Raw genomic sequence first — 24,420 nt, 5'->3', positions numbered from 1 at the left:
AAATATTAACAGGGAACAGGGATGCAACAGGAAATCAATAACGCCTATATTGTCAGGACAAAAGCAGTGTCAGGCTGTTTTTCTATGTTTATGCTGATGTTTGGTATTACATTTACGCCACTGTTTTTTACCCGCAGTGCGCAATTAATGGAAAGTGGGTTACTTTTACCGCTGATGTTTGTGCTGGAGTTTTTTATTCTGGTCCCGCTGTATTATCTCTTTTTTAGAAAAAGAGACGGTCTGGGAAAAGGCACATTGAGCGCAAAGTGGTTTGTTATTTTGTTTGGCGCCATTCTGATCATCCAGTTTCTTTTACCTGCTATGTTGGGGATGAGAAAAACAGAAGCGTGGGTCATGACGCAGGTTTCATTGCATAACTACACTTTCTGGCTGACCAACCTGTCACTGATTTTCCTCGTCCCGGTCTACGAGGAAATCGTCTTCAGAGGGTGTCTGTTCAACGCCTTTCAGTACTGGTTCAATGATAAGGTGTGGGCGACGTCGCTTGCCGTTTCAACGCTGTTTGCGCTGATGCATACGCAGTACGCCGATATCAGAACATTATTGATGTTATTTTTAATATCGCAGGTGCTTATTGTCGCCAGAGTCAAATCTAAAGGGTTATTAATGCCTGTTACCCTGCATATATTAATGAATGCGACGGTGATCGGAATACAATATGGCTTTCAGGTCTTATTATCCTCCGGGTGATATTTACGGCATTCGGAAGTGATATCGTCAGTGTTGCCCACCATTACAGGTAGTTTTATCTTCCGGTCTCGCTTTTGGCTATCGCGCGGGGTAAAGTCAAACCTCAACAATAAAAATAAATACACACAGCATGATGAATCCAATTATCTGGGTTATCTTTGCTCTTCTGGCACTGGATGCCGTCAGGGAATTGATGGGGGCTTCTTCCATCCTGGGATTGTGGTAATCCAAAGCGCTGGTTGAGCTGTAAAGAATGCCCGGGCTCGACCCGGGCTTCTCTTTATCAAACGCGCAGACGATGATGCAGGCGGGAGCCAACCAGCAGCGCCAGAAGCAGCATCAGCGCGATAAACCCGCCGACACCGTTCCAGCCGTAGCTGTGCCAGAATACCCCGCCTAACGTCCCGGCAATGCTGGAACCCAGGTAATAGCTGAAGAGATACAGGGAAGATGCCTGGCCTTTGGCGCGTTTCGCGCGTGGGCCAATCCAGCTGCTTGCCACCGAATGCGCGGCAAAGAATCCGGCGGAGAAGAGCAGCATTCCGGCAAAAATCAGCCATAGCGACGTGAACAGCGTCATTAATAGCCCGAACAACATCACGCCGGTTGAGAACAACATCACCGGGCCGCGACCATAACGCGTCGTCATAGCGCCTGCTTTAGGCGAACTCCAGGTGCCCGTCAGGTAAGCCACCGATAAAAGCCCCACAATGGCCTGGCTGAGTTCCCAGGGCGAAAGCATCAACCGATAGCCGATATAGTTAAATAGCGTGACAAACGACCCCATTAACAAAAAGCCTTCTGCGAATAACAGCGGCAGGCCCCTGTCGCGCCAGTGAAGGCGGAAGTTGATGAACAGCGTTTTGGGGCGTAATGAAGTCGGTCGGAAATGGCGGGATTCCGGCAAGATTTTCCAGAACATCAATGCGGACGCCAGCGCGAAACAGCCGATCGCCGCCAGTGCGATGCGCCAGTTAAAAAAGTCGGTAAATACGCCGCTGATCAGACGCCCGCTCATGCCGCCAATCGAGTTGCCGCTAATGTACAACCCCATTGAGAAGGCGACGAAACTAGGATGGATCTCTTCACTTAAATAGGTCATGCCTACCGCAGCGACGCCGCTCAACGACAGGCCAATCAGCGCGCGCATGATTAAAATGCCATGCCAACTGGTCATCATGGTGGAAAGCAGCGTACAGCAGGAGGCCAGCAGTAGCGCCGTCACCATTACAGGTTTGCGGCCGATCGCGTCGGACAACGGGCCGGTAAACAGCAGCCCGATGGCTAACATGCCGGTGGAGATGGAAAGCGAGATACTGCTGCTGGCGGGAGAGACGCCAAATTCATGGGACAACACAGGCAGTATCGGTTGTACGCAATAGAGAAGGGCGAACGTCGCCAGCCCGGCGGAGAATAGCGCTAGCGTAACGCGCATAAACTGGGATGTACCACGTTTTATATATTGAACCGGCTGGGAAATAATGTGTTCATCAACATCGCTCGCCGTTGCGGTGTCGACAGCAGTAATACGACTCACTTGAAATCCTTGCTCAACATCCCCGTGATTATGGTGACGGGTATGACCTCAGTGCTAAGAGTAGGAAAATCAAAATATTCTGTCTAATATATTAATAATCTCAAATAATATTTATAAAATATGAATATTGAACTTCGTCATCTACGTTACTTTGTGGCGGTTGCGGAAGAGTTGCATTTTGGCCGGGCGGCTGCGCGGCTGAACATCTCTCAACCCCCGCTAAGCCAGCAGATCCAGACCCTTGAGCAGCAGATTGGCGCACGGCTGCTGGCGCGAACCAACCGGAGCGTTGCGCTGACGGCGGCGGGTAAGCAGTTTCTGGCAGACAGTCGGCAGATCCTTGGGCTGGTGAATGAGGCCGCCGCCCGCGCGGAACGCTTGCATCAGGGGGAGACCGGCGAGCTGCGCATTGGCTTCACCTCATCCGCGCCGTTTATTAAAGCCGTCTCGGATACGCTGTCTCTGTTTCGCCAGGACTACCCGGATGTGCATATGCAGACCCGTGAAATGAACACCCGCGAGCAGATTGCGCCGCTTAATGAAGGCGCGCTGGATATGGGGTTACTGCGCAATACCTCATTGCCGGATACGCTGGACTGGGAAGTGATTCTGCATGAACCGCTGCTGGCGATGATCCCCCGTGAACATCCGCTGGCGCAAAAGCCGGTCGTGACGCTGGCGGAGCTGGCGAAAGAACCGTTTGTCTTTTTTGATCCGCATGTCGGAACGGGGTTGTATGACGATATTCTCGGCCTGATGCGCCGTTACCATCTCACTCCGGCGATCACTCAGGAGGTTGGAGAGGCGATGACGATTATCGGGCTGGTAGCCGCAGGGCTGGGGGTGTCGATCCTGCCCGCCTCGTTTAAGCGGGTACAGCTTGATGAAATGCGTTGGGTGCCCATTGCCGAAGCGGATGCCGTGTCGGAAATGTGGCTGGTATGGCCGAAACATCATGAACAAAGTCACGCTGCGCAACGATTTCGCCATCAACTTTTAACGGCCGCAAAGCGCGCTTAATTTAGTTTAAAAAGGGATGAAAATGTGCAGTAAATCACACGGCTAAGTAAAAAGTTGACGACAACTATTGAAGTCATTCACCATAGCCCACAGATTATTTCGGAGCGCGAAAATAAAGGGAGTCAGAGGTGGTTGCTGATAGTCAGCCAGGGCATATCGATCAAATCAAGCAGACCAATGCTGGCGCGGTATATCGCCTGATTGATCAGCTGGGCCCCGTGTCGCGAATTGATCTTTCTCGTCTGGCGCAACTGGCGCCTGCCAGTATCACTAAAATTGTTCGCGAAATGCTCGAAGCGCATTTAGTTCAGGAGCTGGAGATCAAAGAGGCGGGAAGCCGAGGTCGCCCGGCGGTCGGGCTGGTGGTGGAAACCGAGGCCTGGCACTATTTGTCTATTCGTATCAGCCGTGGCGAGATTTTTCTCGCCCTGCGTGACCTGAGCAGCAAGCTGGTGGTGGAGGAGTGCCTTGAGCTACCGCTGGTTTCTGAGACTCCGCTGCTTGAACGCATCATTTTTATGGTCGATCAGTTTTTTATCCGTCACCAGCAAAAACTCGAACGCCTGACCTCTATCGCCATCACCTTACCCGGTATTATTGATACTGAGAATGGCATTGTGCACCGCATGCCGTTTTACGACGATGTCAAAGAGATGCCGTTGGGGGAAACCCTCGAACACCACACCGGCGTACCGGTCTATATTCAGCATGATATCAGCGCCTGGACGATGGCTGAGGCGCTTTTTGGCGCATCGCGCGGCGCGCGTGATGTTATTCAGGTGGTGATTGATCACAACGTTGGGGCTGGCGTGATTACCGACGGCCACTTACTGCATGCGGGCAGCAGCAGTCTGGTGGAGATCGGCCATACGCAGGTCGACCCCTACGGTAAACGTTGTTACTGCGGGAACCACGGCTGTCTGGAAACGATCGCCAGCGTGGACAGCGTGCTTGAACTGGCGCAGCTGCGACTCAATCAGTCGATGAGTTCTTCGCTGCACGGGCAGCCGCTGACGGTAGATTCGCTGTGCCAGGCGGCGGTGCAGGGGGATTTGCTGGCGAAAGATATCATTAGCGGCGTCGGGATGCATGTTGGCCGCATTCTGGCGATCATGGTGAATTTATTTAATCCGCAAAAAATTCTGATCGGTTCGCCGCTGAGCAAAGCGGCGGAAATCCTTTTTCCGGCAATTGCGGACAGCATCCGTCAACAGGCGCTGCCGGCGTATAGCAAGCATATCGCCGTTGAAAGCACGCAGTTTTCCAATCAAGGGACGATGGCGGGCGCCGCACTGGTAAAAGACGCGATGTATAACGGTTCTTTGTTGATTCGTCTATTACAGGGTTAACATTTTTTAACTGTCGTACGAAAATTTGCGCTAACGCAAGCTGATCGCGATTGTCATACCTTAGACTTTCTCCACTGTATTATTTTCCTGGCTTATATTTTCGAAGCATAACGGTGGAGTTAGTGATGCTGAAGCGTTTCTTTATTACAGGTACAGACACTTCTGTTGGGAAGACAGTGGTTTCCCGCGCATTACTACAAGCGTTAGCGTCAGGGAACAAAAGCGTCGCAGGTTATAAACCCGTTGCGAAAGGCAGCAAAGAGACGCCGGAAGGCATGCGCAATAAAGATGCGCTGGTGTTGCAGAGCGTCTCTTCTATTGAGCTGCCTTATGAGGCGATCAATCCGATTGCGCTGAGCGAAGACGAAAGCAGCGTGGCGCATAGCTGTCCGATCAATTACACCCTGTTATCTAACGGGCTTGCCAGCCTGAGCGAAAAGGTTGACCACGTCGTGGTGGAAGGCACCGGCGGCTGGCGCAGCCTGATGAACGACCTGCGTCCGTTATCTGAATGGGTCGTGCAGGAGCAGTTACCGGTGTTGATGGTGGTGGGGATTCAGGAAGGCTGCATTAACCATGCGCTGCTGACCGCACAGGCTATCGCCAATGACGGATTACCGCTGATCGGCTGGGTGGCGAACCGCATCAATCCCGGGCTGGCGCATTATGCCGAAATCATTGATGTGTTAAGCAAAAAACTGCCTGCGCCGCTGATTGGCGAACTGCCTTATTTGCCGCGTGCCGAACAACGCGAGCTGGGGCAATATATCCGTCTGTCAATGCTCGGCAGTGTGCTGTCGGTAGACCGAGTCCTCGCGTAACGTTCGCGATAAGACCGACGCCACCACGCAGGCAATCAGTAATCCGGGGAGTAGCCGATACTCCCCGGTCATTTCACAGATCATCAGCGTCGACATCATCGGCGCGTGTGTTGTTGCCGCCAGCAGCGTCGCCATTCCTGTTAATCCCAGCAATATTGCCATCTCATCCGCTCCCGGAAGCCAGAATCCCCACATCCGACCGTATAACATACCAATCGACAAGCCGATGAACAGCGTGGGGGTAAAGACGCCGCCGGGCGCACCGGAACCGCTGCTGGCGAGTACGGCGAGTAATTTGCAGATGAAGATCCCGGCGATCACGGAGAGCAGCGGCGGGGAGAGCAAAAATGACTGCACGACGCTGTAGCCATTTCCCCAGACGGCCGGCGTCAGCAGGGATAGTAAGCCAACGATGAATCCGCCCAGCGCCAGTTGCCACGGAGGCGATAATTTCAGCCGAATAAAACCGTTATGAGTGGTGGTCATTAACCACATAAACAGCGGCCCGCAGACGCCAGCCACCAGCCCGGTGCTGATAATCATCGCATATTCCCGCACATGTAAATCCAGTGACAGGTGAACCGTATAGAGCAGGGCATTACCGCCGCTGAGCAAATGGGTGGTCAGTAATGCCACGACGGCGGAAATCACAACGGGGCCCAGCGACGCCAGCATCAGCGTGCCAAACAGGATTTCCGCGATAAAGAGGCTGCCCGCCAGCGGGGCGTGATACGCGCTGGCCATCCCTGCCGCAGCGCCGCAGGCGATCCACAATTTCCACTCTTCACGCGGGGTGCAACGCTGAGCAAAACAGGATGCCGCCAGCGCTGCCAGTAAGATCATGGCCCCTTCGCGCCCGATGGCGCTACCGCTGGCGACGACCAGCAGCGAAGCAAGGGACTTCACCAGACTTGCCCCGTAATCGAATTGCCCATCTGTTTGCAGGGCTTCCATGTAGTCGGTGGGGGCATGGGGGCGTTGTTGATTCATTTTCTGCCAGCCCCAGAGCAGCGCACCTGCCGCGAGGCCGCCTACGGCGGGGGTGATCAGTCGTCGCCAGGGAGAAAGGTTTGTCGCGGCATTCACCAGGCTTCCCGTATCGTTACGTAAAAAAAGCCATTCCAGCACCAGCATGGCGTGACGAAACCCGGCTACCGCCAGTGCGGCAAGGATGCCAATTATTGTCGCGATTAACAGGCGGCGAAACATCGCTCGCAGGTCAGGGTATGTATGTAGGCGGTGCATGGGCAGACCACACAGGCATTTTCAGGAGTGTCTATTTTGCGGGTAAACAGCGCGGGACGCAAAAGCACTGCGTGCGCAGGGGGAACTGCCCGATGGCGCTTCGCTTACCGGCCCGACAAGAATGTGCTCCGTAGGCCAGGTAAAGCGTAGCTGCCATCCGGCGTTTAGCTACTTTCGTGAATATTCAGCGCCCGACGGGTGCGGCCTGAACTGAGATAATCGGCAATGTAATCCTGCGAGATTTCGCCGTTATAGCGTCCTTCCTCATCGACAATGGGCATCCAACTGGTGTTACTCTCGTACAGTTTCGACAGCACAATACGCAGGTTGTCTTCCGCTTTTCCGGTGACGCGAAACGGGTGGATTATATCCGCGCAGGTGCCGTTGGCGTTCCTGGCTTCACGACGCTTCACAAAGCCAAGCGGCTTGCCGTCGCTGTCGACAACGGTGATCGCGCGAATATCATTATCGTCCATGATGCCGAACGCCTCTGCCAGCGAGGTGGCGGTGCGGGCGGTCAGGGTGGGTTGTTGGTCGGTTACGTCGCCCGCCGAAACCAGCAGAAGACGTTTTAGCGTACGATCCTGACCGACAAATGAGCCGACGAATTCATTCGCCGGTTTTGCCAGCAATTCATCCGGGCTGGCGCACTGTATAATGCGGCCCTGGCGGAATACGGCAATCCTGTCGCCCAGTTTCAGCGCTTCATCGATATCATGGCTGACCAGCATCACCGTCTTTTTCAGCGCCCGCTGCATATCAAGAAACTGATTCTGAATCACCTCGCGGTTAATCGGGTCTACCGCACCGAAAGGTTCATCCATCAACAGCACCGGGGGATCGGCCGCCAGCGCACGGATCACGCCGATGCGCTGTTGTTGACCGCCTGACATCTCTTTCGGATAGCGATGCAGAAACTTTTTCGCATCCATTGCCACCATGTCCATTAACTCTTCCGCGCGACGTTTGCAGCGGGTTTTATCCCAGCCCAGCATACGCGGGACAACCGTGATGTTCTCTTCGATGGTCATGTTGGGAAACAGGCCAATTTGCTGGATCACGTAGCCAATGTTGCGCCGTAGCGTGACGGTATCCATCGCACTGGTGTTTTGTCCGTTAATGAAAATATTGCCGCTGCTGGGCGCGATCAGCCGGTTGATCATCTTCAGGGTGGTGGTCTTGCCGCAGCCTGACGGCCCAAGCAGCACGCACATTTCACCTTCCGGCACGTTCAGATTGATGTTATCAACGGCGTTAAGCGGTTGGCCGTTCTTCTGTGAAAAGCGTTTGGTGAGGTTTTCCAGTTTTATCATTATCGTATCCCCTTAGGTGTCAGTACGACTTGCAGGCGATGCAGCAACCAGTCGAGCACAATGGCCAACAGACAAATCATCAGCGCACCGGCGATTAACATGCGGATGTCACTCCCGCCGATGCCGTTCAGTAACAGTAACCCCAGGCCGCCAGCGCCAATAACGGCGGCGATGGCCATCACGCCGATATTCATGACGACGGCAGTGCGAATCCCGCCAAAAATCACCGGCAGGGCCATCGGAATTTCTACCCAGCGCAGACGCTGCCAGAACGTCATGCCAATTCCGCGTCCCGCTTCGCGCAAGCCCGGCGGTAAACTGTCGAGCGCGGTGTGCGTGTTGCGCACAATCGGCAGCAACGAGTAAAGAAAAACGGCGGTAATTGCGGGAAGGGCGCCAATCCCCTGACCGATCAGCGAAAACAGCGGGATCATCAAACCAAATAATGCGATGGACGGGATAGTGAGCAGCAGCGTCGCCGCCCCTAACACCGGCGTAGCCAGCCATTTATGACGAACAATCAGAATGCCCAGCGGCACGCCAATGATAATCGCCAGACCGACGGCCAGCGCAACCAGCCACAAATGCTGAAGAGTGAGGCTCGTCAGATAACCCGCGTTATCCATCATGTAATGAATCGTATCCATAAGCGCTCCTTACAGCAGACCTTTTTGTTGCAGGAATGTGCGCGCAACCTGCTGGGGTGACTGGTGATCGATGTCGACCTGCGCATTAAGCGTCGAGATGACGTCGTTATTGAGCAGCCCGGAAAGGGTATTCAGCGCATCATCCAGCCCCGGATGGGCATCCAGTATCTCTTTACGGACGACAGGCGTGACAGCGTAACCTGGGAAGAAGCCTTTATCATCTTCCAGCACCTTGAGGTCAAAACCCTTCACCCGGCCATCCGTGGTGTACACCAGACCGGCGTCCACAAAGCCGTCGCGCACGGCGTTATAGACCAGACCCGGGTCCATTTGCCGAATCTGCGGACGGTCAAGCTGCATCTGGTAGGCATCCTGCAACGGCTTCATCCCGTCGCTGCGCCCGGAAAACTCAAGGTCGAGACCTAACATCCAGTTATTGTCAGGGTCGGTCTGGCGGATGTGTTCGATTTTCGCCACCATTTCCGACAGGGTGTTGATGTTCTCTGCTTCGGCGCGTTTGCGCTGCATGGCGAACGCGTAGGTGTTATTCATATTCGCCGGGTTTAGCCATACCAGTCCGAGCTTCGCATCCAGGCGTTTGACGGTATCGTAGGATTCCTGCGGGCTCATCCGTTTATCAATGTGGTTAAAAATGATCAGGGACGTGCCGGTGTATTCCCAGGTGATATCAATCTGCTTATTCACCATGGCATTACGTGAAATCACCGCCGCAATGTTGGTGCGCGGCTGAACCTGAAAACCCTTTTTTTGCAGGTACTGCACGGTCATGGCGGAAAGGATGTGTTGTTCGGTAAAACCTTTGGTTGCAAGGATCAACGGGGCCGCCTGAGCCTGTCCGGTAACGAGCAACGCGGCGGCAAGCCATCCCAGCAGATGTTTTTTTAATGTCATTCAGCGCTCCTTATTCTTATCGTTGTATCAGGCCGTATGCGGACTGAGGATGCGGCCAAGCAGGGCAAGCAGGCTGTCGAGAATCAGCGCCACCAGAGCGGTTGCCGTTGCGCCCAGAATCAGCGTCGGGAAGTCATTGAGGTAAATGCCGGGGAAAATCAGCTCGCCGTAGCTGCTGGCCCCAATCAGGAACGCCAGCGGGGCCGTACCCACATTAATCGCCGTCGCGATCCGAATCCCTGCAAGCATCACCGGCCAGGCATTGGGCAGCTCAACCTGACGCAGACGCTGCCATTTCGTCATACCGATGCCGTTTGCGGCTTCAATCAGGGAGGCGGGAACAGAACAAAGCCCGGCGTAGGTATTGCGCACGACGGGAAGGAGCGAGGCGAGGAACAGCGCGAAAATCGCCGGAACGTCGCCAATGCCGATAATCACCATCGCCAGTGCCAGCACGGCCAGAGGCGGCAGAGTATTGCCTACATTAAAGAGCTGCATTACGTATTCGGCGAATCCTTTGGCTGCCGGACGGCTCAGTAAAATGCCGCTGGGAATACCGATAACTAAGGCGAAGAACATGGAGGTAAAGACGAGGAGTAAATGCTGTTTGCCCAAATAAAGCAGATCAACCTGACGCGCTTTAATGGTTTCCAGACCCACTCCCCAGACCAGCAGCGCCAGCACAAGAGCGATCGCGCCAGTAAACCCGAGCACGCGTTTTAACGTAAAGGTGTGCATTGCGGTGTGTCTCCCTGTTTGCATGCGTTATGGCAACGAAAGAGACGTTGCGTGTTGTTATGCCATGTAGCGGCAGGGTGTTTTGAGCTATAGCAACACGTCGGGAAGGATTCCAGCGAGACAGGTATTTAAATTAGCAGGCTATGCATGCCCGTTGCTCATTTGCCCTTACAGGGCGAAGGATGTGCGCGAATGTGAAGAATTATCTTAAAAATGGAAAGTTAAAGTGACGCTGTCACTTATTGATAAGAGGAAACAACCGGTTTTTGACGATAAAGGCAGGGCGCGCCCTGCCTGAAAAAGCGTTAGCGAAACAGCGGTTTTACGGCGACGGGGATCAGCAACTGAGATTGCCACTGCGCCAGCGTTTGCTGTGCCAGCTCACCTGCCGCCTGGTAAAATGGATGGTTTGCGCCTTCGATGAAAACCGCCAGGAAGCGCGCAGACCACGGTAACAGATGCCAGGCCAGCAGTTGTTCGCATTCGCTATGACGGCCATTTTCCGCAAGCCAGGCAGCCAACAGCAGCAGGGAACCAAAATGATCTTCCGGTTCATTTTGCTGGATCTCAAACTGGATGCCGTTGTCCCGCATCCACTGGCGTAATGCCAGCGTAGATTCGCCAAACAACACGCTTTCACGGTCCAGCCAGACCGATCCCCAGGGAGGCGACGGAAGCGCCCAGGGACCGACAAACAGACGTTGCCAGGCTTGCGGGAGCGGCTCCTCGATGTCGGCCTGAAAAACCGCCGCAATCGGCGCCAGAACCTCCGGTGAAAGTGGCCACTGCGCCTGCCAGCCGTCGGTTTTTAACGCTGAAACCAACGGGGCGGCTTCGGTACTGTCTGGCGCATAATAAAACAACGCGCCCAGCACGCGTGCAGCCATAGAAAAATCGTCACGTTGTGAAAAAGAAGTCATGAAACCATCCTGAAAGGTGCGGGTTTCCCCGCACGCGTAAGTTAACCTGCAATGGCCATTCCGACGGTCATATGCAGGCCGTAAAACAATCCGCGACCTATGATTTCGCCGCCAAGCACCAGGATTAACCCCAGCAACAATCCGGCGACGTGCGGTTCTTTGCGGCGCACTAACGGGCATATCCAGCAACCCAGCCCGGCAGCAAGTAGCACTACGCGCCAGACCTGTAAGCGGCCATAGTCTGGAACCAGCGCGCTCGCCTGTTGCACGGAGCTGTGGATCGCCCCAAGCGACATGCCTTGCATGATGATTACGGCCGCGCAGACTAACAGTGCCAGCACGCTGATGCTTGCGAACGTCGTGCCGTTGAATCTGGCGCGCGCGGCGCGCAATATCAGCGCCGCAAATAGCGGCCCGCTCAGGAACACCGTCAGGAAGAACGCCAGCGTCGTGTAGCCATTATACCAGGTAGGAACGGTATCGATCTGATAGACTCGCGTCATTGCCCAGACAAATACCACCCCGAGTACCATGCTGACCAGCAGCCAGATTTTGCCCAGTGCTTCCGGCATTTTGCCGAGCACAGCCACCAGCCACCAGAAACCGCCTACGGCAAAAAAGACAGAGCCAGCGGCAATTTCATTACTCAGCGCGGAAGCGCCTACCCGGTTAAGCGAGTTAAACGCGCGGAACGGCGAGCCGAGGTGCATGATCGACGCCAGAAAACCCAGCCCCATGACGACCCATAAAAAGAACATGCCGCGCACAATACGCTGTCTGCTGGCCGCATCGTCTTTCGCCGCAAACCAGCCCAGACCGCTGACAATCAATGCGCCGACAACGCATTGACCGAACACCGTAAACAGCACCAGCGGCCATTCATGCCATCCATTTCCCATTTTATACCTCCTTCGGATTTGCCAGATAACCCGTGGTATCCCCGGTCGGGCGGCTGTTAGCGTTGGGTTTAATCACAATGTTCGGTCTGGTGAAGTGCGCACCCGGCAGCGGCGCAACGGCCGCCAGCGTGCCATGTTTCTTCCGCAGCTCTTCTATCGGGCCAAAGTCCAGCGCGCGCAGCGGGCAGGACTCGACGCAGATCGGTTTTTTGCCGTCGGCAACGCGGTCATGACAGCCGTCGCATTTGGTCATGTGGCCTTTGGCGGCGTTGTACTGCGGCGCACCGTACGGGCAGGCCATATGGCAGTAGCGACAGCCGATGCAGACGTCCTCATCCACCACCACAAAACCGTCCTCGCGTTTGTGCATCGCGCCGCTCGGGCATACTTTCGTGCAGGCCGGGTCTTCGCAGTGGTTGCAGGAGATGGAGAGATAGTAGGCAAAGACGTTCTGGTGCCAGACGCCGTTATCCTCCTGCCAGTCGCCGCCCGCATATTCATAGATGCGGCGGAAACTGACGTCCGGGGTTAAATCTTTGTAGTCTTTGCAGGCCAGTTCGCAGGTTTTGCAACCGGTGCAACGACTGGAGTCAATAAAAAATCCATATTGGGTTGTCATCGGTTACTCCTTATACCTTCTCAACCTGAACGAGATTGCTGTGAGACGGGTTCCCCTTCGCCAGCGGAGAAGGACGATGTGATGTCAGAATGTTGATGGAACCGCCGTGATCGACCTGGTCGCCAAACATATCCGCCTTGAGCCAGGCGCCTTGTCCGATGGCGGTAACGCCCGGCAAAATGCGTGGCGTGACTTTTGCCGGGATCAGCATCTGCCCGTTATTGTTAAATACGCGCACCGTGTCGCCCTGCTTGATGTTGCGCGTTTTCGCGTCAATGGGGTTAATCCAGATCTCTTGCGGGCACGCTTGCTGCAACACATCAATATTGCCGTAGCTGGAGTGGGTGCGGGCTTTATAGTGGAAGCCGGTCAATTGCAGCGGATAGGTTATTCGGATGGGATCGTCCCAGCCATCAAACCCTGGCGCATAGGCGGGTAGCGGATGAACGATCTCATCGTTTTCCAGCTCCCAGGTGTCGGCGATGGTCGCCAGCCGCTCGGAGTAGATTTCAATCTTCCCTGATGGCGTTTTCAGCGGACTGGAGGCAGGATCTTCACGGAATGCGCGGAAGGCGACATAGTGTTCCTCCGGGCATTTTTTCTTGAAGATGCCGGTGGTTTTCATCTCTTCGTAGTCCGGCATTTCCGGGTTACGCGCTTTGGTTTTGGCATGCAGGTATTTCACCCACTCATGCTGGGTACGGCCTTCCGTAAATGTCTGGTAGACGTCCGGGCCGAGGCGTCTGGCGATTTCGCTCAGCGTCCAGTAGATCGGCTTTCTTTCAAATTTTGGTGAGGTGGCCGGTTGCCCCAGGATGACATAACCCATGTTGCCTGCGGATTCGTGCGAAATAAGATCTTCCTGTTCCGTTGGCATCAGGTCCGGCAGCAGAATGTCGCAGTATTTGGCGGACGCCGTCATGAAGTGCTCAATCCCGACGATCATTTCGCACTTGCTGTCGTCCTGTAATACGTCATGGGTGTGGGCGATGTTGCCATGCTGGTTAATCAGCGTATTGCTGGCGTAGCACCACATAAATTTGATCGGGACATCAAGTTTATCTTTACCGCGCACGCCGTCGCGTGTGGCGGTCATTTCCGCGCCATGATCGATGGCGTCTGTCCAGGTAAAAACGGAGATCTGCGTTTTTACCGGGTTATCCAGCATAGAAAACCACTCTACGCCGAGGTCCCAGGTGCCTTCACGCACGCCGGAGTTGCCGCCGTTGATCCCGACGTTGCCGGTCAGGATAGAGAGCATGGCGATCGCGCGCGCAGTCTGTTCGCCATTGGAGTGACGCTGCGGCCCCCAGCCCTGACAGATATATGCCGGTTTTGCCGAGCCGATTTCCCGTGCCAGCTGGATGATTTTTTCCGCCGGGATACTGGTGATATGCGTGGCCCATTCCGGTGTTTTGGCAATACCGTCCGGGCCATCGCCCAGAATATAGGCTTTATAGTGCGCATTACGCGGCGCGCTGGCGGGTAAGGTCGTTTCGTCGTAACCGACGCAGTATTTATCGAGGAAAGGTTTGTCGATCAGATTTTCGGTGATGAGTACCCAGGCGATCCCCGCCGCCAGCGCGGCATCAGTACCGGGACGAATAGGGAGCCATTCATCTTCGCGACCCGCCGCCGTATCGTTATAACGCGGATCGATGACGATCATTCTGGCGTTGGAGCGTTCGCGAGCCTGTTCCACATAGTAGGTCACGCCGCCGCCGCTCATGCGCGTTTCTGCCGGGTTGTTGCCGAACATTACCACCAGTTTACTGTTGGCGATGTCATCCGGGCTGTTGCCGTCATTCGTGCCGAACATATAACTCATTGCGGCGCTGATTTGTGCGGTACTGTAGCTGCCGTAACGGCTGAGATAACCGCCGCATGAGTTCATCAGACGATAAGGCACGTTGGAGTTCGTGATGTTCCCGCCATCCACGCCGGTGCCATACAGCACATGTACGGCTTCGTTGCCGTAGTCTTTCAGAATACGCTTCAGGTTGTCGCCAATGGTATCCAGCGCTTCGTCCCAACTGATACGTTCAAATTTGCCTTCGCCGCGTTTACCGACGCGTTTCATCGGGTATTTAAGGCGATCCGGGTGATTCATGCGGCGACGGATCGAGCGTCCGCGCAGGCAGGCCCGCACCTGATGATTGCCGTAGACGTCATCGTCGGTGGTGTCGGACTCGACCCAGTACACCGCATCATCTTTCACATGCAGCCGTAGCAGACAGCGACTCCCGCAGTTGACGGTACAGGAACTCCAGACCGCTTTTTCTTCCACTGGCGCAGGCGAAAGGCCGTCAGCGGCGCGGGCGATTCGGGAGAAAGGAAGCGTGAAGGCGCTACTGGCGAGCGCGAGACCACTAATGGCGGATGTTTTCACCAGACTACGACGGCTGATAGTGGCCGTCATGAGCGCCTCAGGCGTGGTGATTTTCATAGTTACTCACTTTGCTTATTGATTAAAAAAAAGAAACGCGATTTATAAAATTTGTTTTTACAGGACGTTGGTTTGTTCGCATGACCGATGGACGTGCGAACACATCCCCCGAAACGCCTGTAATCGTTTCAGGGGATGGGGGTTACACCTTCTCGATTTCGACCAGATTGGTGTGCTGCGGATTTCCTTTCGCCAGCGGAGAGGGGCGCTGCGTCGTTAACGTATTCACGCAGGCGCCATGATCGATGCGGTCGCCTGACATATCGGCATCGTGCCAGGCGCCCTGGCCCATCGCGCTCACGCCGGGGAGAATGCGTGGCGTGACTTTCGCCGGAATGCGGACTTCGCCGCGATCGTTAAATACCCGCACCATATCCCCGTTGGCGATACCGCGTTTTTGCGCATCCACGGGGTTAATCCAGACTTCCTGACGGCAGGCGGATTTGAGAACATCAATGTTGCCGTAAGAGGAGTGTGTGCGTGATTTATAATGAAAACCAAAGAGTTGCAGTGGGAATACGCTGCGCTTAGGATCGTCCCATCCTTCGAACGTTGAGGCATAAATGGGAAGCGGGCTGATGACGTCGCCTTTTTCCAGCTCCCAGGTTTGGGCGATTTTAGCCAGGCGGCTGGAGTAAATTTCTATCTTGCCGGACGGCGTTTTCAGCGGGTTTGCCTGTGGGTCTTCACGGAATTTTTTATAGGCCACGAAATGGCCGTTGGGATCTTTACGCTTGTAGATCCCCATTTTTTTCAGCTCGTCATAGCCCGGTAACTCCGGGTCTTTAGCCAGCATTTTGGCGTACAGATATTGCAGCCACTGTTCCTGGGTTCGCCCCTCGGTAAACCTCTGGTGCACGTCCGGGCCCAGCCGCTTCGCGACTTCGCTCATTATCCAGTAAATGGGCTTACGCTCGAATTTAGGGGCGGTCGCGGGCTGGATGAAGATTAAATAGCCCATATTGCCCGCATAGTCGTTAGGAATGATGTCTTCCTGTTCGACCGTCATCAGGTCCGGCAACAGAATATCGGCGTATTTCGCGGAGGAGGTCATAAAGTTGTCGATGACCACGATCATTTCGCACTTCGATTCGTCTTGCAGGATCGCGTGTGTTTTATTGATATCCGAATGCTGGTTGGTGATGGTATTGCCCGCGTAATTCCAGATGAACTTGATCGGCACATCCAGCTTTTCTTTACCGCGCACGCCGTCGCGCAGGGCGGTCATTTCCGGGCCGCGGGCAATGGCGTCCGTCCAGGTAAACACGGAGATCTGCGTTTTTACCGGGTTTTCCGGTAACGGCATGCGTTCAATGGTGATGGTGTAGGTGGATTCGCGCGCGCCGCTGTTCCCGCCGTGAATACCGACATTGCCCGTCAGAATCGGCAGCATCGCAATCGCGCGTGCGGTGAGTTCACCGTTCGCCTGACGCTGCGGGCCCCATCCCTGACAAATACAGGCCGGTTTAGCCGCGCCAATTTCTCTGGCGAGCTTAATGATGCGATCCGCCGGAATACCGGTAATACGCGACGCCCACTCAGGCGTTTTGGCCGTGCCGTCTTCGCCCTGGCCCAGAATATAGGCTTTATAGTGGCCATTCGCTGGCGCATCGGCCGGTAGCGTTTTTTCGTCGTAACCCACGCAGTAGTTGTCGAGGAAAGGCTGGTCGACAAGATCTTCGGTGATGAGCACCCAGGCCAGTCCGGCGACCAGCGCGGCATCGGTGCCGGGACGAATAGGTATCCATTCGTCTTCACGTCCAGCCGCGGTATCGGTATAGCGTGGATCGATAACGATCATGCGCGCATTTGAGCGTTCCCTGGCCTGTTCCAGGAACTAGGTAATTCCGCCGCCGCTCATACGGGTTTCTGCCGGGTTATTACCGAACATCACCACCAGTTTGGTGTTTTCGATATCGGAGGTGCTGTTACCCTCGTTCGAACCATAGGTGTAGGGCATGGCCGCCGCGATTTGCGCGGTGCTGTAGGTGCCATAGTGGCTAAGAAAACCGCCGTAACAGTTCATCAGGCGGGCCACCAGAGAGGCATAAGGCGAGGAGCGGGTGATGTTGCCGCCGACGATACCGGAGGTGTAGTTAATGTACACCGCCTCGTTACCGTATTTATCGACCGTGTTTTTCAGGCTGTTGCTGATGGTATCCAGCGCTTCTTCCCAACTGATGCGCTCAAATTTTCCTTCGCCGCGTTTGCCTGTGCGTTTCATCGGGTAGTTGAGGCGATCAGGATGGTTAATTCGCCGACGGATTGAACGTCCGCGCAGGCAGGCGCGCACCTGGTGATTGCCATAGACATCTTCGCCGGTGTTGTCGGTTTCCACCCACCAGACTTCATCATCTTTGACGTGGAGACGCAGGGCGCAGCGGCTACCGCAGTTGACCGAACATGCTCCCCAGACCACTTTGTCTTTAGCGGGCTGGATTGCCTGCTGCACGGCAGCCGCCGCGGTACGCATCCCGAAAGGCAAGGAGAACCCTCCGGCAGCGAGCGCCAGCGATCCTATCGCGGTGGATTTCACTAACGTCCTGCGGCTGATGCCTCCCTGTTGTTCAACATCGGACATAATTCACTCCATTATAGTTATCGTTATATAATTATGTTTATAACGAAATTAATAGGATACTAATGAAAGAGTGATTTTAACCCCTTATAGGTAGGGGTTATTAATCCATGTCAAAATTGAGGGAATCTTTCTAAGAGGGAGTAAGAGCCTGGTATATCAGGCTCTTATCTGTTATTGAGGTTCGACAGCATGCCCGTCCTGAGAAGGACTGGTACTGGCAGGAGCGTTTCCGCTGCTGGTGCGGGTATACAAAATTTTATGGGTATCGTTTGCACAGTGGCCTACGACCTGGGAATCGGGCTGATCCGCCTGGTCATTAGGAACAATAGTTAACGTAAAACTGGACTCCGCCACACCATTGTTAATGATGCGCTGTTCGATGTCGCTTTTGACTCTTTCACATGACTCCGGCGCCGCCAGTACCTGCGGGGAGGCGACGATGAGCAGACACGCTGCAATTCCTGCTGAGATTTTCATCATTCACTCCTTTTATGAACACGATAATGAAAGCTTAGCATTTCTAGTGTAAACAACTGTATTTGCTAATATGATTGAGAATCATCTCCTTATCCTGGTGAATAACGTGAAGAAACAGACCCTGGTGAGCTTTCTGTGTGTGCTGCTTGTTGGATGTGATAACGCCACTGTTCTGGTCTCCTTTACCCCGGAAATGGCCAGCTTTTCCAATGAGTTCGATTTTGACCCGTTGCGCGGCCCGGTTAAAGATTTCAGCCAGACGTTGATGAACGACAAAGGGGAAGTGACGAAGCGCATCAGCGGAACGCTTTCGCAGGAAGGCTGCTTTGATACGCTGGAACTGCACGATCTGGAAAACAATACCGGGTTGGCGTTGGTACTGGATGCAAACTACTACCGCGATGCCGAGACGATGGAGAAAAGAGTGCGCTTGCAGGGGAAATGCCAGTTGGCGGAGTTGCCCTCGGCAGGCGTGGTCTGGGATACGGACGATAACGGTTTTGTTGTTTCCGCAACGGGAAGAGAGACGAAGGTACAATACCGCTATGATGCGGAAGGGTATCCGTTGGGTAAGACCACCATCAGTAAAGACAAAACGTTATCTATTGATGCAAAACCGTCGGCGGACCCGCTTAAAAAGCTCGACTATACGGCGGTCAGTCTGCTGAACGATCGCCCGTTAGGCAATGTGAAGCAGACGTGTGAATATGATAATTACGCCAATCCGATCAACTGCCAGCTTGTGATCGTTGATGAAAGCGTCGAACCCGCCGTTGCGCGGAGCTATACCATTAAAAATACGATTGATTATTACCCGGCTGCGTCTGACACAGCCGGGTAGCGGCTTACTGTGCGGTAGGCTTCAGCAGGCTTGAGCCAGGTGTTTTGTGATCGTCCAGATATTGCTGCTGGAAAATGCACATACGAATGGTGTTGCGGTATTGGCCATTGATAAAGAACTCATGAATCAGTTCACCTTCAACCATAAAACCTAACTTACGGTAAATGTGAATGGCTTTTTCGTTTTCTTTATCAACGATCAGATACAGCTTATAAAGGTTGAGTACGGTGAATCCGTAGTCCATCGCCAGCTTCGCTGCGCGCGAAGCCAGCCCTTTTCCCTGGTATTCCGGCGAGATGATGATTTGAAATTCAGCCCGGCGGTGAACGTGATTAATTTCTACCAGTTCGACCAGACCGGCTTTTTCGCCGTTGCACTCCACGACAAAGCGCCGTTCGCTCTGGTCATGAATGTGCTTATCATACAGGTCAGACAGCTCGACAAACGCTTCGTACGGCTCTTCAAACCAGTAACGCATTACGCTGGCGTTGTTATCAAGCTGGTGGACGAATCGTAAATCTTCGCGCTCCAGCGGGCGCAACTTAACACTGTTGGCGTGGGTCATTTTGTGTCCTTACCGTCTGTCGCTCAACGCACTGTTATGGCGCAACGGTACGGCCAGTACGACGATCCAGGCAACGCAGCGTATTCGGTTCCCAGTACGCGTTAAGGTTGGCGCTCTGCTCGCACTTGTCGCGGTTATCAAACGCGGCGTCGGCTTTGTCCCACTCTTTCTCCGTGCGCGTGTTCACTTTCTGGCGCAGGCTGCGGGTATCATTCCATTGTTCCTTTTCCATGGCTGCGTGTTGGCGGCTTTGCGCGCTGTCTCCAGATTCAATGATCAGTTTGCTGGTATTCGCGAATGCGGAGGTGGTATACACGACAGCACCCAGCGCAAGCATTGCCGTCAGGCACAGGCGTTTGCTAAGTGTATTGTTCATGGTTAATTCCTTTCATGATAGAGGGATAAAACTTGTTTAAATTCTACACCATTCCTGGCGCAGGGCATACCCATCCTGCGGGTATGGATACGAAGGCGCTATTCTGGCGTATCATGCTTAAACCTGACGTAACGCAATGATGATGATGCTAAAAACAACACTTCTTTTTTTCATGACCGCACTGTGCGAAATCGTGGGCTGTTTTCTGCCCTGGCTATGGTTGAAGCGGGGCGCAACGGCCTGGCTGCTGGTTCCGGCGGGAGTCTCACTGGCGTTATTCGTCTGGCTGCTGACGTTGCACCCGGCCGCCAGCGGCCGCGTCTATGCGGCTTATGGCGGGGTCTATGTCTGTACTGCGCTGTTATGGTTACGCTTTGTTGACGGCGTCAGACTCAGTCTTTATGACTGGTCAGGCGCACTGATCGCACTCTGTGGAATGCTGATTATCGTTGCCGGGTGGGGGCGCGCTTAAGCGCCTTATTTTGTGATCGATGAGCGATTTTTTGATCATTATACTTGTATGGTAGTAGTTCAGGTGTATAAATTTCCTGCATCGCACAGAAGAGATGTAAGGAACAACAATGAAGATTGTAGGGGCTGAAGTTTTTGTCACATGTCCGGGACGTAACTTTGTCACGCTGAAAATCACCACCGAGGACGGTATCACCGGCCTGGGCGACGCTACCCTGAATGGCCGTGAGCTGTCGGTGGCATCCTATCTGAAAGATCACCTTTGCCCGCAGCTTATTGGCCGCGATGCGCACCGTATCGAAGATATCTGGCAGTTCTTTTATAAAGGCGCCTACTGGCGTCGCGGGCCGGTCACGATGTCTGCCATTTCAGCCGTTGACATGGCGCTGTGGGATATCAAAGCGAAAGCCGCCAACATGCCGCTGTATCAGTTGCTGGGCGGCGCATCCCGCGAAGGCGTGATGGTCTATTGCCACACGACGGGTCACACCATCGATGATGTGCTGGAAGATTATGCGCGTCACAAAGAGATGGGGTTTAAAGCGATTCGCGTGCAGTGCGGCGTGCCGGGTATGCAAACCACCTACGGCATGTCTAAAGGCAAAGGCCTGGCCTACGAACCCGCTACGAAAGGCCAGTGGCCGGAAGAGCAACTCTGGTCAACCGAGAAATACCTCGATTTCACGCCGAAACTGTTTGACGCCGTACGTGCTGAATTTGGTTTTGAAGAGCATTTGCTTCACGACATGCACCACCGCCTGACGCCGATTGAAGCCGCCCGTTTTGGTAAGCGCGTTGAGGATTATCGTCTGTTCTGGATGGAAGACCCGACGCCTGCGGAAAACCAGGAATGCTTCCGTCTGATTCGTCAGCATACGGTGACGCCGATTGCCGTCGGGGAAGTGTTCAACAGCATCTGGGACTGCAAGCAGCTCATTGAAGAGCAACTGATTGACTATATCCGCACCACCATTACCCATGCCGGCGGCATTACGGGGATGCGCCGCATTGCGGATTTTGCCTCGCTTTACCAGGTGCGCACGGGGTCTCATGGGCCTTCTGATTTGTCGCCGGTTTGCATGGCCGCAGCGCTTCACTTTGATCTGTGGGTGCCTAACTTTGGCGTTCAGGAATACATGGGGTACTCCGAACAAATGCTTGATGTCTTCCCGCATAGCTGGACGTTCGATAACGGCTATATGCACCCAGGCGACAAGCCGGGTCTTGGTATTGAGTTTGATGAAAAACTGGCGGCGAAATATCCGTATGACCCTGCGTATTTGCCGGTCGCCCGTCTGGAAGATGGCACGTTGTGGAACTGGTAAGGAGTGATATGACATGAAAAGTATAGTGATTGAAAAACCTGACACGCTGGTTTTAGCGGAGCGTCCTATCCCTGAGCCTGCGGCCGGGGACGTTCGGGTTAAAGTGAAACTGGCGGGGATCTGCGGTTCTGATAGCCATATCTATCGTGGGCATAATCCTTTTGCAAAGTATCCGCGTGTTATCGGGCATGAATTTTTTGGTGTGATTGACGCCGTGGGCGAAGGTGTTAGCCACGCCAGAGTGGGGGAACGCGTATCGGTCGATCCCGTCATCAGTTGCGGGCATTGCTATCCCTGTTCAATAGGCAAGCCCAATGTATGTACCTCGCTGGTTGTTCTGGGCGTACACCGCGACGGCGGGTTTAGTGAATATGCGGTCGTTCCGGCGAAAAACGCGTTTACGATCCCGGATGCCATTGCTGATAAGCACGCGGTGATGGTTGAACCTTTCACCATTGCGGCGAACGTTACCGGGCAGGTTAATCCGACAGAGAACGATATTGCGCTGATTTATGGCGCAGGGCCGATGGGACTGACGACGGTTCAGGCGCTGAAGGGCGTTTATAACGTTAAAGAGGTGATTGTTGCCGATCGTATTGATGAACGACTGGAGATGGCGAAAGAAAGCGGTGCCGACTGGGTTATCAATAATGGACAGCAATCTCTGCAAGATTTCCTGGACGAAAAAGGGTTAAAACCGACGCTGATCGTCGATGCGGCGTGTCATCCGTCTATTTTACAAGAAGCCATCTCGCTGGCGTCGCCCGCCGCGCGCATTGTACTGATGGGGTTCTCCAGCGAACCTTGCCAGATTGTGCAGCAGGGGATTACCGGCAAGGAGCTGTCAATTTATTCCTCCCGTCTGAATGCGAATAAATTCCCGGTCGTTATTGGCTGGCTGGAAAAAGGTCTGATCGATCCCGATAAGCTCGTCACGCATACGTTTAATTACCACCATGTCACTGACGCGATTGAATTGTTTGAGAAAGACCAACGGCACTGCTGCAAGGTTTTACTCACATTCTCTGAATAATATTAATAAATGCGAGAGAGTGGTACGCATCTTACCTCTTAGAGATTGCCAATATGACTCAACAAAAACATGAACGGTCAACAAAAGATTTAATCAGAGCTGCCGTATCCGGTTGGCTGGGAACCGCCCTTGAATTTATGGATTTCCAGTTATATTCTCTGGGCGCTGCATTAGTTTTCCATGAAATATTTTTCCCGGAACAGTCCGCCGCAATGGCGCTTATTCTGGCGATGGGAACCTATGGCGCAGGATATATCGCACGTATTGTCGGCGCGTTTATTTTCGGCAAAATGGGCGACAGTATTGGGCGTAAAAAAGTCTTGTTTATCACTATCACCATGATGGGGATTTGTACAACCCTCATTGGGGTTCTGCCGACCTATGCGCAAATTGGTATATTTGCGCCTGTTTTACTGGTGACGTTACGTATTGTTCAGGGGTTAGGCGCCGGGGCGGAGATCTCCGGGGCAGGAACGATGCTGGCTGAGTATGCGCCTAAAGGGAAACGCGGCATTATTTCCTCGCTTGTCGCAATGGGAACAAACTGCGGTACGCTGAGCGCAACGGCAATCTGGGCAGTGATGTTCTTTGCGCTTGACAGAGAACAGCTTCTGGCCTGGGGATGGCGTATCCCATTCCTGGCGAGCGTTGTTGTCATGATCTTCGCTATCTGGCTGCGTATGAACCTCAAAGAAAGCCCGGTATTTGAAAAGGTCAATGAAAGCGAAAATGCGCCGGCGTTAAATAACGCATCAGAAAACACATTGGGTGCCATGTTTAGCAGTAAATCCTTCTGGCTGGCAACCGGTTTACGTTTCGGTCAGGCGGGCAATTCTGGGTTAATTCAGACATTCCTTGCAGGATATTTAGTGCAGACGTTATTATTCAATAAGGCGATTCCTACCGACGCGTTAATGATTAGCTCTGTTATTGGTTTTATTACTATTCCACTTTTAGGGTGGTTATCTGATAAATATGGTCGTCGTCTGCCTTATATTTTATTGAATATATCTGCGATTATTCTTGCGTACCCGATGTTGTCTATCATCGTGGATAAAACCTATAGCCCTGGCGTGATTATGACCGCGCTTATTGTTATTCATAACTTTGCCGTGCTGGGTCTCTTCGCGCTGGAAAACATTACGATGGCCGAGATGTTTGGTTCGCGTAATCGCTTTACCCGGATGGCGATTTCAAAAGAAGCCGGTGGCTTAGTCGCCGTTGGATTTGGTCCTGTACTGGCAGGTATTTTCTGTAATATGACCGATTCCTGGTTGCCTATATTAGCGATGATCATTGCCTATTCTCTTATCGGCTTAATTTCAGCGATTTTGATGCCGGAAGTGAGAGATCGCGATCTGAGCGTGCTGGAGGATGCAGCGGACCTAAAGGCGGCAAGTAGCGTTCAGGGGTCGGCAACGCAGGTAGGGTAACGTCGCACAGGGCATGACCGGAATGGACAGGGAATGTTGAATTTCGGTCATGTTGTCACATAACTTTAAAATGATGTCATACCAATTGCAAAAAGCTTAATTCAAATCAAATCATACAACCCTACAGGCGTTACTCTGAGA

General features: G+C 53.6%; 23 protein-coding genes and 1 pseudogene. 10 read left to right on the top strand and 14 right to left on the bottom strand.

Annotation, left to right across the window (positions count from 1 at the left end; genetic code table 11):
* Positions 1-21: 21 nt before the first annotated feature.
* Both FD428_RS11455 and FD428_RS21755 read left to right on the top strand, forming a co-directional pair.
* Positions 22-711: a CPBP family intramembrane glutamic endopeptidase gene (locus tag FD428_RS11455; RefSeq protein ID WP_114848508.1), complete on the top strand. Its 690-nt coding sequence runs from the start codon at positions 22-24 to the stop codon at positions 709-711.
* 130 nt (positions 712-841) lie between these two features.
* Positions 842-937 carry a KPN_01571 family protein gene (locus FD428_RS21755; RefSeq protein WP_233609019.1) on the top strand — a complete coding sequence of 32 codons (96 nt, stop codon included), beginning with the start codon at positions 842-844 and terminating at the stop codon, positions 935-937.
* Positions 938-994: 57 nt separating this feature from the next.
* Here FD428_RS21755 and FD428_RS11450 read toward each other — a convergent pair whose 3' ends face one another.
* Positions 995-2,248: an MFS transporter gene (locus tag FD428_RS11450; protein WP_058669086.1), complete on the bottom strand. Its 1,254-nt coding sequence runs from the start codon at positions 2,246-2,248 to the stop codon at positions 995-997.
* Between the two features lie 120 nt (positions 2,249-2,368).
* Between FD428_RS11450 and FD428_RS11445 the strand changes: the two genes are divergently transcribed.
* From FD428_RS11445 to bioD, 3 genes are all read left to right on the top strand, one after another.
* Positions 2,369-3,268, top strand: coding sequence for a LysR family transcriptional regulator (locus FD428_RS11445; RefSeq protein ID WP_012132468.1), 900 nt, complete (start codon positions 2,369-2,371; stop codon positions 3,266-3,268).
* Positions 3,269-3,396: 128 nt separating this feature from the next.
* Entirely contained in the window at positions 3,397-4,617 is a 1,221-nt protein-coding gene (gene mlc, locus FD428_RS11440) for a sugar metabolism global transcriptional regulator Mlc (RefSeq protein ID WP_012132466.1), read from the top strand.
* Between the two features lie 125 nt (positions 4,618-4,742).
* Positions 4,743-5,438 (top strand): dethiobiotin synthase, encoded by a 696-nt coding sequence (bioD, locus tag FD428_RS11435; RefSeq protein ID WP_024130350.1) that lies wholly within the window; start codon positions 4,743-4,745, stop codon positions 5,436-5,438.
* Here bioD and clcB read toward each other — a convergent pair.
* The 11 genes and pseudogenes from clcB to FD428_RS11380 all read right to left on the bottom strand — a co-directional run bounded on the left by clcB (position 5,394) and on the right by FD428_RS11380 (position 18,238).
* Positions 5,394-6,683 carry a voltage-gated ClC-type chloride channel ClcB gene (gene clcB / locus FD428_RS11430; RefSeq protein ID WP_048902388.1) on the bottom strand — a complete coding sequence of 430 codons (1,290 nt, stop codon included), beginning with the start codon at positions 6,681-6,683 and terminating at the stop codon, positions 5,394-5,396. The two genes, bioD and clcB, sit on opposite strands and share 45 nt — an antisense overlap.
* 164 nt (positions 6,684-6,847) lie before the next feature.
* Positions 6,848-7,996 (bottom strand): osmoprotectant ABC transporter ATP-binding protein OsmV, encoded by a 1,149-nt coding sequence (osmV, locus tag FD428_RS11425; protein ID WP_047457187.1) that lies wholly within the window; start codon positions 7,994-7,996, stop codon positions 6,848-6,850.
* The gene (gene osmW, locus FD428_RS11420) at positions 7,996-8,643 is read right to left on the bottom strand and encodes an osmoprotectant ABC transporter permease OsmW (protein ID WP_012132461.1); all 648 of its coding nucleotides are present in this window, start codon (positions 8,641-8,643) and stop codon (positions 7,996-7,998) included. The genes osmV and osmW overlap by 1 nt, the downstream gene beginning before the upstream one ends.
* A 9-nt stretch (positions 8,644-8,652) precedes the next feature.
* Positions 8,653-9,555, bottom strand: a complete 903-nt coding sequence (osmX, locus tag FD428_RS11415) for an osmoprotectant ABC transporter substrate-binding protein OsmX (protein ID WP_012132460.1) — start codon at positions 9,553-9,555, stop codon at positions 8,653-8,655.
* A gap of 27 nt (positions 9,556-9,582) precedes the next feature.
* Positions 9,583-10,293 carry an osmoprotectant ABC transporter permease OsmY gene (gene osmY / locus FD428_RS11410; protein ID WP_012132459.1) on the bottom strand — a complete coding sequence of 237 codons (711 nt, stop codon included), beginning with the start codon at positions 10,291-10,293 and terminating at the stop codon, positions 9,583-9,585.
* A 305-nt stretch (positions 10,294-10,598) separates the two neighbouring features.
* On the bottom strand, positions 10,599-11,213 hold the full coding sequence (dmsD, locus tag FD428_RS11405) for a Tat proofreading chaperone DmsD (protein ID WP_024130349.1): 615 nt from the start codon (positions 11,211-11,213) through the stop codon (positions 10,599-10,601).
* Positions 11,214-11,254: 41 nt separating this feature from the next.
* Complete coding sequence (locus FD428_RS11400) at positions 11,255-12,112, bottom strand: dimethyl sulfoxide reductase anchor subunit family protein (protein WP_114848507.1); 858 nt, start codon at positions 12,110-12,112, stop codon at positions 11,255-11,257.
* Position 12,113: 1 nt separating this feature from the next.
* Entirely contained in the window at positions 12,114-12,731 is a 618-nt protein-coding gene (dmsB, locus tag FD428_RS11395; RefSeq protein ID WP_012132456.1) for a dimethylsulfoxide reductase iron-sulfur subunit DmsB, read from the bottom strand.
* Positions 12,732-12,741: 10 nt separating this feature from the next.
* On the bottom strand, positions 12,742-15,177 hold the full coding sequence (gene ynfF, locus FD428_RS11390; RefSeq protein WP_114848506.1) for a selenate/tellurate reductase subunit YnfF: 2,436 nt from the start codon (positions 15,175-15,177) through the stop codon (positions 12,742-12,744).
* Positions 15,178-15,319: 142 nt separating this feature from the next.
* Positions 15,320-17,758: pseudogene (gene ynfE, locus FD428_RS11385) on the bottom strand (selenate/tellurate reductase subunit YnfE).
* Positions 17,759-17,929: 171 nt separating this feature from the next.
* Complete coding sequence (locus tag FD428_RS11380) at positions 17,930-18,238, bottom strand: DUF1161 domain-containing protein (RefSeq protein WP_012132453.1); 309 nt, start codon at positions 18,236-18,238, stop codon at positions 17,930-17,932.
* A 103-nt stretch (positions 18,239-18,341) separates the two neighbouring features.
* On the opposite strand from FD428_RS11380, the gene FD428_RS11375 reads away from it, so the two are divergent.
* Positions 18,342-19,076 (top strand): YnfC family lipoprotein, encoded by a 735-nt coding sequence (locus FD428_RS11375; RefSeq protein WP_024130347.1) that lies wholly within the window; start codon positions 18,342-18,344, stop codon positions 19,074-19,076.
* A gap of 4 nt (positions 19,077-19,080) precedes the next feature.
* Here FD428_RS11375 and speG read toward each other — a convergent pair whose 3' ends face one another.
* Together speG and FD428_RS11365 are read right to left on the bottom strand one after the other, a co-directional pair.
* Positions 19,081-19,641 (bottom strand): spermidine N1-acetyltransferase, encoded by a 561-nt coding sequence (gene speG / locus FD428_RS11370; RefSeq protein ID WP_012132451.1) that lies wholly within the window; start codon positions 19,639-19,641, stop codon positions 19,081-19,083.
* 34 nt (positions 19,642-19,675) lie between these two features.
* Positions 19,676-20,017: a DUF1283 family protein gene (locus FD428_RS11365; RefSeq protein WP_012132450.1), complete on the bottom strand. Its 342-nt coding sequence runs from the start codon at positions 20,015-20,017 to the stop codon at positions 19,676-19,678.
* A gap of 145 nt (positions 20,018-20,162) precedes the next feature.
* On the opposite strand from FD428_RS11365, the gene FD428_RS11360 reads away from it, so the two are divergent.
* From FD428_RS11360 to FD428_RS11345, 4 genes are all read left to right on the top strand, one after another.
* The gene (locus FD428_RS11360; RefSeq protein ID WP_024130346.1) at positions 20,163-20,489 is read left to right on the top strand and encodes a YnfA family protein; all 327 of its coding nucleotides are present in this window, start codon (positions 20,163-20,165) and stop codon (positions 20,487-20,489) included.
* A 109-nt stretch (positions 20,490-20,598) separates the two neighbouring features.
* Positions 20,599-21,813, top strand: a complete 1,215-nt coding sequence (rspA, locus tag FD428_RS11355; protein WP_112002428.1) for a starvation-sensing protein RspA — start codon at positions 20,599-20,601, stop codon at positions 21,811-21,813.
* Between the two features lie 13 nt (positions 21,814-21,826).
* The gene (locus FD428_RS11350) at positions 21,827-22,846 is read left to right on the top strand and encodes a Zn-dependent oxidoreductase (RefSeq protein WP_114848505.1); all 1,020 of its coding nucleotides are present in this window, start codon (positions 21,827-21,829) and stop codon (positions 22,844-22,846) included.
* 53 nt (positions 22,847-22,899) lie between these two features.
* A complete protein-coding gene (locus FD428_RS11345) occupies positions 22,900-24,279 on the top strand; it encodes an MFS transporter (protein ID WP_012132446.1) in 1,380 nt (459 codons plus the stop codon).
* The last annotated feature ends 141 nt before the right edge of the window (positions 24,280-24,420 follow it).

Origin of the sequence: Citrobacter sp. TBCP-5362 (assembly GCF_005406305.1) — a bacterium.
GTDB classification, from domain to species: Bacteria; Pseudomonadota; Gammaproteobacteria; order Enterobacterales; family Enterobacteriaceae; genus Citrobacter_B; species Citrobacter_B koseri.
The sequence above is the reverse complement of the archived record's forward strand: the minus strand, read 5'-3'. Positions and strand labels throughout refer to the sequence as shown.